Consider the following 12,084-nt stretch of genomic DNA (forward strand, 5'->3'; position numbering starts at 1 on the left):
GGAATCCCATGGCCATCAAGAAGCGCGGGCTCGGCCGCGGACTCGACGCCCTGCTCGGCGGTACCACCGCTGCCACCCTGGAAAACGAGGCGGTGCAGGTCGATAGCCGCGAGCTGCAGCACCTGCCGCTGGATCTGGTGCAACGCGGCAAGTATCAGCCGCGCCGCGACATGGATCCGGCCGCGCTCGAGGAGCTGGCCAACTCGATCAAGGCCCAGGGCGTGATGCAGCCGATCGTGGTGCGCCCCATCGGCGGCGGTCGCTTCGAGATTATTGCCGGCGAGCGGCGCTGGCGCGCCAGCCAGCAGGCCGGCCTGGACAAGATCCCGGCCATGGTGCGCGAGGTGCCGGACGAGGCAGCCATCGCCATGGCGCTGATCGAGAACATCCAGCGCGAAGACCTCAACCCGATCGAGGAAGCCGTGGCCCTGCAGCGCCTGCAGCAGGAGTTCGAGCTGACCCAGCAACAGGTCGCCGACGCGGTGGGCAAGTCGCGTGCGACCATCACCAACCTGCTGCGCCTGATCGCCCTTCCCGAGGAGATCAAGACTCTGCTGTCCCATGGCGATCTGGAAATGGGCCATGCCCGCGCCCTGCTCGGTCTGCCCCTGGAAAGTCAGGTCGAAGGTGCGCGACATGTTGTCGCACGCGGCCTCACCGTGCGCCAAACCGAGGCACTGGTTCGCCAGTGGCTGAACAGCAAGGACAAACCCGCCGACAAGCCCAAGGCCGACCCCGACATCAATCGTCTGGAACAGCGCCTGGCCGAGAAGCTAGGGGCTCCGGTGCAGATCAAGCACAGCCAGAAGGGCAAGGGCCAGCTGGTCATCCGTTACAACTCGCTGGACGAGCTGCAGGGTGTGCTGGCCCACATTCGCTGAAATCCGGACACAATTGGACGTGTAGCGGGCGGTCGGAATTCACTACCGGCCAGTTGAACAGGGGGGGAACCCCCCCTATACTCTGCGCGCATTTTGTCGGCACAAACTATGCCAAGTCGTTGATTTAAAGGCGGCCGACGCCAGAGGAACAGTAGTGATGGATGCCCGCACGCCAAACCGCCTGCCCTTCCATCGTTTGCCGGTGTTTCCGGTGCTGCTGGCCCAACTGGCCGTGTTACTGCTGGCTGCCGCTGCCTTGTATGGCTGGCGCGGCCCGGTAAGCGGTTACTCGGGACTCTGTGGGGGGCTGATTGCCTGGCTGCCCAACCTGTATTTCGCCCACAAGGCGTTCCGCTTCAGCGGTGCGCGGGCTGCCCAGAGCATCGTCCGGTCTTTTTATGCCGGCGAGGCGGGCAAACTGATTCTGACGGCAGCGTTGTTCACGCTGGCGTTTGCGGGGGTGAAACCGCTGGAGCCGCTGGCACTGTTCGGCGTGTTCCTGCTGACCCAGGTGGTCAACTGGTTCGCCCCGCTGCTGATGAGAACAAGACTTTCGAGACCTTAGAGCGTTTGAGGCAAACATGGCAGAACAAACCGCTTCGGGCTATATCCAGCACCACCTGCAGAACCTGACTTTCGGGAAACTGCCGACCGGTGACTGGGGCTTTGCCCACACTGCGCAAGAAGCAAAAGAAATGGGCTTCTGGGCCTTCCACGTAGACACCCTGGGCTGGTCGGTGTTCCTCGGCCTGGTGTTTATCCTGCTGTTCCGTGCGGCCGCCAAGCGCGCCACCAGCGGTCAGCCGGGTGCCCTGCAGAACTTTGTCGAAGTCCTGGTCGAGTTCGTTGACGGCAGCGTCAAAGACACCTTCCACGGTCGCAACAACCTGATCGCACCGCTGGCTCTGACCATCTTCGTCTGGATCTTCCTGATGAACCTGATGGACCTGATGCCGGTCGACTTCCTGCCGCTGCTGGCAGCGACCATTACCGGTGACCATCACCTGCCGTTCCGCGTGGTAGCCACCACCGACCCGAACGCCACCCTGGGCATGGCCCTGTCGGTGTTCGCCCTGATCATCTTCTACAGCATCAAGGTCAAGGGCATCGGCGGTTTCCTCGGCGAACTGACCCTGCATCCGTTCAGCAGCAAGAACATCGTCATGCAGATCGTGCTGATCCCGGTGAACTTCCTGCTCGAGTTCGTCACCCTGGTCGCCAAGCCGATTTCCCTGGCTCTGCGTCTGTTCGGCAACATGTATGCCGGCGAACTGATCTTCATCCTGATTGCCGTGATGTTCGGCAGTGGCATGTTCCTGCTCAGCACCCTGGGTGTTGCGCTGAACTGGGCGTGGGCGGTGTTCCACATCCTGATCATCACCCTGCAGGCGTTCATCTTCATGATGTTGACCATCGTCTATCTGTCGATGGCGCACGAAGACAACCACTAAGAGGCTTCGGCCTCTTTAGGTAACGAAAACCGCTTTACCGCTTCACTTAACCCTTTAAACAAATACGACGTAAAAGTCGGGAGGAAAAATGGAAACTGTAGTTGGTCTCACCGCGATTGCTGTTGCCCTGCTGATCGGTCTGGGCGCTCTGGGTACTGCCATTGGCTTCGGTCTGCTGGGCGGCAAATTCCTGGAAGGCGCTGCTCGTCAGCCGGAAATGGTTCCGATGCTGCAGGTGAAAATGTTCATCGTCGCCGGTCTGCTGGACGCCGTGACCATGATCGGTGTTGGTATCGCTCTGTTCTTCACCTTCGCTAACCCGTTCATTGCTCAAGTAGCCCAGTAATTCCCGGTTTCGGGAATTTGGACTGACAACGAGAGCGAGGTATTGGCGTGAACATTAATGCAACCCTGATTGGCCAGGCCGTTGCGTTCTTCATTTTCGTGCTGTTCTGCATGAAGTTCGTATGGCCTCCGGTCATCACGGCTCTGCGCGAACGCCAGAAGAAGATCGCTGAAGGTCTGGACGCCGCCAACCGTGCGGCTCGCGATCTGGAACTGGCCCACGAGAAAGTGGCCCAGCAACTGCGCGAAGCCAAAACCCAGGCTGCTGAAATCATCGAGCAAGCCAAGAAACGCGGTACTCAGATCGTCGACGAAGCCCGTGATCAGGCTCGTGTCGAAGCTGACCGCGTGAAGGCTCAGGCTCAGGCCGAGATCGAACAGGAACTGAACAGCGTTAAAGATGCCCTGCGTGCCCAAGTGGGTGCCCTGGCCGTCGGCGGTGCTGAGAAGATCCTGGGTGCCACCATCGATCAAAACGCGCATGCGGAGCTGGTTAACAAACTGGCAGCCGAAATTTAAGCGAGGGCGATCATGGCAGAACTGACCACGCTGGCCCGACCTTACGCCAAGGCTGCTTTCGAGCACGCTCAGGCCCACCAGCAACTGGCCTCCTGGTCAGCCATGCTTGGCCTGGCTGCAGCGGTGTCGCAAGACGACACCCTGCAGCGCGTGCTCAAGGCTCCGCGTCTGACGAGTACAGAAAAGGCCACCGCTTTTAACGAAGTGTGTGGTGACAAGTTCGACGCCCAGGCACGTAACTTCATTTCCATCGTTTCCGAAAACGGCCGTCTCGGCCTGTTGCCGGAAATCGCCGCCCAGTTCGAGCTGTACAAGGCCGAGCAGGAGAAGTCGGTAGACGTGGAAGTGACCAGTGCCTTCGCATTGAGCACCGAACAGCAAGACAAACTCGCCAAGGTTCTCAGCGCACGGCTCAGCCGAGAAGTGCGTCTGCACGCGACGGAAGACTCCTCCCTCATCGGTGGTGTCGTGATCCGCGCGGGCGACCTGGTTATCGATGGCTCGGTTCGCGGCAAAATCGCGAAGCTGGCCGAAGCGTTGAAATCTTGAGTTTGAAGGGGCAGCAGAGCAATGCAGCAACTCAATCCTTCCGAAATTAGTGAAATCATCAAGGGACGTATCGAGAAACTCGACGTCTCTTCCCAAGCCCGCAACGAAGGTACCGTGGTATCCGTTTCCGACGGTATCGTGCGTATCTACGGTCTGGCCGACGTCATGTACGGCGAAATGATCGAGTTCCCGGGCGGCGTCTACGGTATGGCGCTGAACCTGGAGCAAGACTCCGTCGGCGCCGTAGTGCTGGGTGCATACACCAGCCTCGCCGAAGGCATGAGCGCCAAGTGCACCGGCCGCATCCTGGAAGTACCGGTTGGTCCGGAACTGCTGGGCCGCGTAGTCGACGCACTGGGCAACCCGATCGATGGCAAAGGCCCGATCAATGCTCAAGCCACCGACGCCGTCGAGAAAGTCGCTCCGGGCGTGATCTGGCGTAAGTCGGTCGACCAGCCGGTACAAACCGGTTACAAGTCGGTCGATGCCATGATCCCGGTAGGCCGTGGCCAGCGCGAGCTGATCATCGGTGACCGTCAGATCGGTAAGACCGCTCTGGCCGTCGACGCCATCATCAACCAGAAGAACAGCGGCATCCGCTGCGTCTACGTAGCCATCGGTCAGAAGCAATCGACCATCGCCAACGTGGTGCGCAAGCTGGAAGAAGCTGGCGCTCTGGCCAACACCATCGTGGTTGCCGCCTCGGCTTCGGAATCGGCTGCTCTGCAGTTCCTGGCTCCGTACGCCGGTTGCACCATGGGCGAATACTTCCGCGACCGCGGTGAAGACGCTCTGATCGTGTACGACGACCTGTCCAAGCAGGCTGTTGCCTACCGCCAGATCTCCCTGCTGCTGCGCCGTCCGCCGGGCCGCGAAGCCTACCCGGGTGACGTGTTCTATCTCCACAGCCGTCTGCTGGAGCGCGCTTCCCGCGTTTCCGAAGAGTACGTCGAGAAGTTCACCAATGGCGCCGTGACTGGCAAGACCGGTTCCCTGACCGCTCTGCCGATCATCGAAACCCAGGCTGGCGACGTTTCCGCGTTCGTTCCGACCAACGTGATCTCGATCACCGACGGTCAGATCTTCCTTGAATCGGCCATGTTCAACTCGGGTATCCGTCCGGCCGTCAACGCCGGTATCTCGGTTTCCCGCGTGGGTGGTGCCGCTCAGACCAAGATCATCAAGAAGCTGTCCGGTGGTATCCGTACCGCTCTGGCTCAGTACCGTGAACTGGCGGCTTTCGCCCAGTTCGCTTCTGACCTGGACGAAGCTACCCGCAAGCAGCTGGATCATGGTCAGCGCGTTACCGAGCTGATGAAGCAGAAGCAGTACGCGCCGATGTCGATCGCCGACATGTCGGTGAGCCTGTATGCCGCCGAGCGTGGTTTCCTGGCCGACATCGAAGTCGCCAAGATCATCAGCTTCGAGCAGGCCCTGATCGCCTTCTTCAACCGTGAGAACGCCGCTCTGATGGCGAAGATCAACGAGAAGGGCGACTTCAATGACGACATCGATGGCCAGCTGAAAGCCGGTATCGAGAAGTTCAAGGCCACCCAAACCTGGTAAGCCGCAGTGGGGGCCTGCGGGCCCCCGCTTGCTAACCTGATAGGTGTTACATGGCAGGCGCAAAAGAGATTCGCAGCAAGATTGCGAGCATCAAAAGCACGCAGAAGATCACCAGCGCCATGGAAAAGGTGGCGACCAGCAAAATGCGCAGAGCTCAACAGCGCATGGCTGCTAGTCGTCCCTACGCGGAGCGTATCCGCCAGGTGATTGGTCATCTGGCCAACGCCAACCCGGAATATCGTCACCCGTTCATGATCGAGCGTGAAGTCAAGCGCGTCGGTTACGTGGTGGTGAGTTCGGACCGTGGTCTGTGCGGTGGTCTGAATACCAACCTGTTCAAGGCTCTGGTCAAGGACATGGCGAGCAATCGCGAGCAAGGCGTAGAGGTTGATCTCTGCGTGATTGGCAGCAAGGGTGCGGCGTTCTTCCGCAACTTTGGTGGCAATGTCGTTGCTGCGATCAGCCACCTGGGCGAAGAACCGTCGATCAACGATCTGATCGGTTCCGTCAAGGTCATGCTCGATGCTTACCTCGAAGGTCGCATCGATCGTCTGTCCGTGGTCTCGAACAAGTTCGTCAATACCATGACGCAAAAGCCGACAGTGGAGCAGCTCGTTCCCCTGGTGGCGACTCCGGATGAAGGTCTCAAGCACCACTGGGACTACCTGTACGAACCCGACGCCAAGCAGATCCTCGACGGTCTGATGGTGCGTTACGTGGAGTCGCAGGTGTACCAGTCGGTAGTAGAGAACAACGCTGCTGAACAAGCGGCGCGGATGATCGCGATGAAGAACGCCACCGACAACGCTGGCGATCTGATCAAAGACCTGCAGCTGATTTACAACAAGGCGCGTCAGGCAGCGATCACCCAGGAAATTTCGGAAATCGTCGGCGGCGCTGCCGCGGTTTAAGAACGGTTCAAATATTCAGAGGAACCAAAGATGAGTAGCGGACGTATCGTTCAAATCATCGGCGCCGTTATCGACGTGGAATTCCCGCGTGATCAGGTGCCGAGTGTTTATGAAGCGCTGAAAGTAGTCGGCGCCGAAACCACCCTGGAAGTTCAGCAGCAGCTGGGCGACGGCGTGGTTCGTTCCATCGCCATGGGTTCGACCGAAGGCCTGAAACGCGGCCTGGACGTCACCCGTACCAACAAGGCCATCTCCGTACCGGTCGGTAAAGCGACCCTGGGCCGGATCATGGACGTGCTGGGCAACCCGATCGACGAAGCTGGCCCGATCGGCGAAGAAGAGCAGTGGGAAATCCACCGCGCTGCGCCGTCCTATGCCGAGCAAGCTGGCGGCAACGAGCTGCTGGAAACTGGCATCAAGGTAATCGACCTGGTCTGCCCGTTCGCCAAGGGCGGTAAAGTCGGTCTGTTCGGTGGTGCCGGTGTCGGCAAGACCGTAAACATGATGGAACTGATCCGTAACATCGCCATGGAACACAGCGGTTATTCCGTGTTCGCTGGTGTGGGTGAGCGTACTCGTGAGGGTAACGACTTCTACCACGAGATGAAGGACTCCAACGTTCTCGACAAGGTAGCCCTGGTCTACGGCCAGATGAACGAGCCGCCAGGCAACCGTCTGCGCGTGGCACTGACCGGCCTGACCATGGCCGAGAAGTTCCGTGACGAAGGTCGTGACGTTCTGCTGTTCGTCGACAACATCTATCGTTACACCCTCGCCGGTACCGAAGTATCCGCACTGCTGGGCCGTATGCCTTCCGCAGTAGGTTACCAGCCGACTCTGGCCGAAGAGATGGGCGTTCTGCAGGAGCGTATTACCTCCACCAAGAACGGCTCGATCACCTCGGTACAGGCCGTATACGTACCTGCGGACGACCTGACCGACCCGAGCCCGGCGACCACCTTCGCCCACTTGGACGCCACCGTCGTACTGTCGCGTGACATCGCCTCCCTGGGTATCTACCCGGCCGTGGATCCGCTGGACTCCACCTCCCGCCAGCTCGATCCGCTGGTTGTTGGTGTTGACCACTACGAGACCGCGCGTGGCGTGCAGTACGTTCTGCAGCGCTACAAGGAACTGAAGGACATCATCGCGATCCTCGGTATGGACGAACTGTCGGAAGCTGACAAGCAGCTGGTATCCCGTGCTCGTAAGATCCAGCGCTTCCTGTCCCAGCCGTTCTTCGTGGCCGAAGTCTTCACCGGTTCGCCAGGCAAGTACGTTTCCCTGAAGGACACCATCGCTGGTTTCAGCGGCATCCTGAAAGGTGACTACGATCACCTGCCGGAGCAGGCGTTCTACATGGTTGGCAGCATCGACGAAGCCATCGAGAAAGCCAAGAAACTGTAATCCCCTGTGCGCCCGGCAACGGGCGCTCGTGAGGCAAGCGTATGGCCATTACTGTCCATTGCGACATCGTCAGCGCCGAAGCGGAGATCTTCTCCGGTCTGGTCGAGATGGTGATCGCGCACGGCAACCTGGGCGATCTCGGTATCGCTCCGGGCCACGCCCCGCTGATCACCGACCTGAAACCGGGCCCGATTCGCCTGGTCAAGCAGGGCGGCGAGCATGAGGTGTACTACATCTCCGGCGGTTTCCTCGAAGTGCAGCCGAACATGGTGAAGGTCCTGGCCGACACCGTGACTCGCGCCGGCGACATCGATGAAGCAGCTGCTCAGGAGGCCCTCAAGGCCGCCGAGAAAGCACTCAACGAGAAAGGCTCGGAATTCGATTACGGTTCCGCCGCCGCTCACCTGGCCGAAGTTGCAGCCCAGCTGCGCACCGTCCAGCAGATGCGCAAGAAGTACTGAGTCCCGTACTCCGGCTTTAGCGCACGCAAGTAAAAGGGTAGCCTTGGCTACCCTTTTTCTTGTCTGCCGTTTTTATCCACAGGCGCTATTGCGTCTGTGTCCGCTCAGGATCCTGCCATGTCCCTCGATATCGTCATCCTCGCCGCCGGCCAGGGCACCCGCATGCGTTCTGCCCTGCCCAAGGTGCTGCATCCGGTAGCTGGCAAACCCATGCTGGCTCATGTCATCGACACCGCCCGCCAGCTCGCCCCGCGCAAGATCCACGTGGTTATCGGCCATGGTGCCGAGCTGGTTCGCGAGCACCTGGCGGCGGACGATATCCACTTCGTGCTGCAGGCCGAGCAGCTGGGTACCGGCCATGCCGTGGCCCAGGCACTGCCTCAGCTTTCCGCGGACAAGGTGCTGATCCTCTATGGCGATGTACCGCTGACCCGGGTGGAAACCCTGGCCCGCCTGCTGGAACAGGCCAGCGACAGCCATCTGGGCCTGCTCACCGTCAACCTGGCCGACCCCACCGGCTATGGCCGCATCATTCGCAACGAAGCCGGCGTGGTGCAGGCGATCGTCGAGCAGAAGGATGCCAGCGCCGCGCAGCGCACCATCAAGGAAGGTAACACCGGCATCCTCGCGGTACCGGGCAAGCGCCTGGGCGACTGGCTGGGGCGGCTGTCCAACAGCAATGCCCAGGGCGAGTACTACCTCACCGACGTGATCGCCATGGCCGTGGCCGACGGCCTGCTGGTGGCCACCGAAACCGCCCAGGACGAGATGGACGTGCTCGGCGCCAACGACCGCATCCAGCTGGCCCAGCTCGAACGCCACTACCAGCAGCGCGCGGCACGCAGCCTGATGGCCCAGGGCGTGACCCTGCTCGACCCGGCGCGCTTCGACCTGCGTGGCGAGGTGAGCGTCGGCCGCGACGTGCTGATCGACGTCAACGTGATCCTCGAAGGCCAGGTGGTCATCGAGGACGGCGTACAGATCGGCCCCAACTGCGTGATCAAGAACAGCACCCTGCGCCGCGGCGCCATCGTCAAAGCCAACTGCCACCTGGATGGTGCCGAGCTGGGCGAGGGCGCCGACTGCGGCCCGTTCGCCCGTCTGCGCCCGGGCGCCAAGCTGGGCGCCAAGGCCCACGTCGGCAACTTCGTCGAGCTGAAGAACGCGGTACTCGGTGAAGGCGCCAAGGCTGGCCACCTGAGCTACCTGGGCGACGCCGAGATCGGTGCCCGCAGCAATATCGGCGCCGGCACCATCACCTGCAACTACGATGGCGCCAACAAGTTCCGCACCGTGATGGGCGAGGACGTGTTCATCGGCTCCAACAGCTCCCTGGTCGCCCCGCTGACCCTGGGCGATGGCGCCACCACCGGCGCCGGCTCCACCGTGACCCAGGACGTGCCGGCCAAGACCCTGGCCGTGGGCCGCGCCAAGCAGCGCAACATCGAAGGCTGGAAGCGTCCGAGCAAGAAGTAACGACGGCGCGCTCCACAAAAAGGCGGCCCAGGCCGCCTTTTGTCTGCTCGAGGCTTGACCATCAGCTTTCGTTAGGTTTTGATTCGCACACTTATCTTTCGAATCGAAACTTAATGATCTCCAAGCGCAACACACCGCAGCGTCGTCACACCATCCTCGCCTTGCTCGCCGAGCAGGGCGAGGTCAGTGTCGATCAGCTGGCCAGCGCCTTCGCCACTTCCGAGGTGACCATCCGCAAGGATCTCGCCGAACTGGAGAAGAACGGCCTGCTGCTGCGTCGCTACGGCGGCGCCGTGCCCATGCCGCAGGAGTTGATCGGCGAGCCGGCGCAGCCGGTTTCCCCATACAAGCAGGCCATTGCCCGCGCCGGGGTTGAACGCATTCGCGAGCACGCGCGGATCATCATCGACAGCGGCACCACCACGGCAGCGATGATCCCGCAGCTTGGCCACAAGCCCGGCCTGGTGGTGATGACCAACTCGCTGAGCGTGGCCAATGCCCTGCGCGACATCGAGCACGAGCCGATGCTGCTGATGACCGGCGGCACCTGGGATCCGCACTCGGAATCCTTCCAGGGCCAGGTGGCCGAGCAGGTGCTGCGCTCCTACGATTTCGACCAGCTGTTCATCGGTGCCGATGGCATCGACCTGCAGCGTGGCACCACCACCTTCAACGAGTTGCTGGGCCTGTCGCGGGTCATGGCCGAGGTGGCGCGCGAAGTCATAGTCATGGTCGAGAGCGACAAGGTCGGCCGCAAGATTCCCAACCTGGAACTGCCCTGGGGCAGCGTCCACACCCTGATTACCGATGACCGCCTGGATGCCCGGGCGGCTGAACAGATCGAAGCGCGCGGGGTCAATCTGATCCTCGCCGCTGTGCATTCCTAAGGAGAACAGCCATGTGTGGCATTGTTGGCGCCGTCGCCGAACGCAGCATCACCCCGATCCTGGTCGAAGGCCTCAAGCGCCTGGAATACCGCGGCTACGACAGCGCCGGCGTGGCCGTCTTCACCCAGAGCGGTGAACTGCAGCGCTGCCGCCGCGTCGGCAAGGTCGCCGAACTGGGCCAGGCCCTGGCCGGCACGCCGCTCAACGGCCACCTGGGCATCGCCCACACCCGCTGGGCTACCCATGGCGCGCCCAGCGAGCGTAACGCCCACCCGCACTTCTCTGGTGAAGAGCTGGCCGTGGTGCACAACGGCATCATCGAGAACCACGAGGAGCTGCGTGAGCGCCTCAAGGGCCTCGGCTACGTGTTCAGCTCGGATACCGACACCGAAACCATCGTCCACCTGCTGCAGCACAAGCTGCAGCAGCTCGACGACCTGGCCGCCGCGCTCAAGGCCACCATTCCCGAACTGCATGGCGCCTACGGCCTGGCCGTGATCAGCGCCAAGCAGCCCGATCGCATCCTCGCCGCCCGCAGTGGCAGCCCGCTGGTGATCGGCCTCGGCCTGGGCGAGAACTTCCTCGCCTCCGACCAGCTCGCCCTGCGCCAGGTCACCGACCGCTTCATGTACCTGGAAGAAGGCGACATCGCCGAAATCCGTCGCGACAGCGTGCAGATCTGGGACGCCAACGGCCAGTCGGTGCAGCGCGAGCAGGTGCAATACCACGAAGGCGCCGAGGCCGCCGACAAGGGCGAATACCGCCACTTCATGCTCAAGGAAATCCACGAGCAGCCCAAGGTCGTGCAACGTACCCTGGAAGGCCGCCTGGGCACTGATCACGTCCTGGTGCAGGCGTTCGGCCCGCAGGCCGAAGAACTGTTCGCCAAGGTACGCAACGTGCAGATCGTCGCCTGCGGTACCAGCTACCACGCCGGCATGGTTGCCCGTTACTGGCTCGAAGGCCTGGCCGGTATCCCCTGCCAGGTCGAAGTGGCCAGCGAGTTCCGCTACCGCAAGGTGGCGGTACAGCCGGACACCCTGTTCGTCAGCATCTCCCAGTCCGGCGAAACCGCCGACACCCTGGCCGCCCTGCGCAACGCCAAGGAGCGCGCGCCGGGCAACGGCGGCTATCTGGCCAGCCTGGCCATCTGCAACGTCGGCATCAGCTCCCTGGTACGCGAATCCGACCTGACCCTGCTGACCCAGGCCGGCCCGGAAATCGGCGTGGCCTCAACCAAGGCCTTCACCACCCAGCTGGTTGGCCTGATGCTGCTGACCCTGTCCCTCGGCCAGGTGCGCGGCACCCTCGAAGCCGGCGTGGCCGCCGAACTGGTGGAAGAACTGCGCCGCCTGCCGACCCGCCTGGGCGAAGCCCTGGCCATGGACAAGACCGTGGAGAAGATCGCCGAACTGTTCGCCGAGAAGCACCACACCCTGTTCCTCGGTCGTGGCGCGCAATACCCGGTGGCCATGGAAGGTGCGCTCAAGCTCAAGGAAATATCCTACATCCACGCCGAAGCCTACCCGGCCGGAGAGCTCAAGCACGGCCCGCTGGCCCTGGTCGACAGCGACATGCCGGTGGTCACCGTGGCGCCGAACAACGAGCTGCTGGAAAAGCTCAAATCCAAC

Annotated in this window: 13 protein-coding genes; all 13 read left to right on the forward strand. The window is 61.9% G+C overall.

Going from position 1 to position 12,084, the window contains the following annotated elements:
* Window positions 1–8 precede the first annotated feature (8 nt).
* Entirely contained in the window at window positions 9–881 is an 873-nt protein-coding gene (locus A9179_RS22710) for a ParB/RepB/Spo0J family partition protein (RefSeq protein ID WP_187808445.1), read from the forward strand.
* A 157-nt stretch (window positions 882–1,038) separates the two neighbouring features.
* Window positions 1,039–1,446 (forward strand): F0F1 ATP synthase subunit I, encoded by a 408-nt coding sequence (locus tag A9179_RS22715; protein ID WP_187808446.1) that lies wholly within the window; start codon window positions 1,039–1,041, stop codon window positions 1,444–1,446.
* A 16-nt stretch (window positions 1,447–1,462) separates the two neighbouring features.
* Window positions 1,463–2,332, forward strand: a complete 870-nt coding sequence (atpB, locus tag A9179_RS22720) for a F0F1 ATP synthase subunit A (RefSeq protein ID WP_187808447.1) — start codon at window positions 1,463–1,465, stop codon at window positions 2,330–2,332.
* 88 nt (window positions 2,333–2,420) lie between these two features.
* Complete coding sequence (gene atpE, locus A9179_RS22725) at window positions 2,421–2,678, forward strand: F0F1 ATP synthase subunit C (RefSeq protein WP_003457994.1); 258 nt, start codon at window positions 2,421–2,423, stop codon at window positions 2,676–2,678.
* Window positions 2,679–2,725: 47 nt separating this feature from the next.
* Window positions 2,726–3,196 (forward strand): F0F1 ATP synthase subunit B, encoded by a 471-nt coding sequence (locus A9179_RS22730; protein WP_187808448.1) that lies wholly within the window; start codon window positions 2,726–2,728, stop codon window positions 3,194–3,196.
* Window positions 3,197–3,208: 12 nt separating this feature from the next.
* Window positions 3,209–3,745: a F0F1 ATP synthase subunit delta gene (locus tag A9179_RS22735; protein ID WP_187808449.1), complete on the forward strand. Its 537-nt coding sequence runs from the start codon at window positions 3,209–3,211 to the stop codon at window positions 3,743–3,745.
* Window positions 3,746–3,766: 21 nt separating this feature from the next.
* Window positions 3,767–5,311 (forward strand): F0F1 ATP synthase subunit alpha, encoded by a 1,545-nt coding sequence (gene atpA, locus A9179_RS22740; protein ID WP_187808450.1) that lies wholly within the window; start codon window positions 3,767–3,769, stop codon window positions 5,309–5,311.
* A gap of 50 nt (window positions 5,312–5,361) precedes the next feature.
* Window positions 5,362–6,222 (forward strand): F0F1 ATP synthase subunit gamma, encoded by an 861-nt coding sequence (gene atpG / locus A9179_RS22745; protein WP_187808451.1) that lies wholly within the window; start codon window positions 5,362–5,364, stop codon window positions 6,220–6,222.
* 30 nt (window positions 6,223–6,252) lie between these two features.
* Window positions 6,253–7,629, forward strand: coding sequence for a F0F1 ATP synthase subunit beta (gene atpD, locus A9179_RS22750; protein WP_187808452.1), 1,377 nt, complete (start codon window positions 6,253–6,255; stop codon window positions 7,627–7,629).
* 41 nt (window positions 7,630–7,670) lie between these two features.
* Entirely contained in the window at window positions 7,671–8,090 is a 420-nt protein-coding gene (locus A9179_RS22755; protein ID WP_187808453.1) for a F0F1 ATP synthase subunit epsilon, read from the forward strand.
* A gap of 117 nt (window positions 8,091–8,207) precedes the next feature.
* Window positions 8,208–9,566 carry a bifunctional UDP-N-acetylglucosamine diphosphorylase/glucosamine-1-phosphate N-acetyltransferase GlmU gene (glmU, locus tag A9179_RS22760; RefSeq protein WP_187808454.1) on the forward strand — a complete coding sequence of 453 codons (1,359 nt, stop codon included), beginning with the start codon at window positions 8,208–8,210 and terminating at the stop codon, window positions 9,564–9,566.
* A 113-nt stretch (window positions 9,567–9,679) separates the two neighbouring features.
* Window positions 9,680–10,453, forward strand: a complete 774-nt coding sequence (locus A9179_RS22765) for a DeoR/GlpR family DNA-binding transcription regulator (protein ID WP_187808455.1) — start codon at window positions 9,680–9,682, stop codon at window positions 10,451–10,453.
* 11 nt (window positions 10,454–10,464) lie between these two features.
* Window positions 10,465–12,084 (forward strand): glutamine--fructose-6-phosphate transaminase (isomerizing) (gene glmS, locus A9179_RS22770; protein ID WP_187808456.1); only part of this gene is annotated, 1,620 nt, incomplete at its 3' end.

The organism is Pseudomonas alcaligenes, from assembly GCF_014490745.1.
In the GTDB taxonomy this organism is placed as follows: Bacteria; Pseudomonadota; Gammaproteobacteria; order Pseudomonadales; family Pseudomonadaceae; genus Aquipseudomonas; species Aquipseudomonas alcaligenes_C.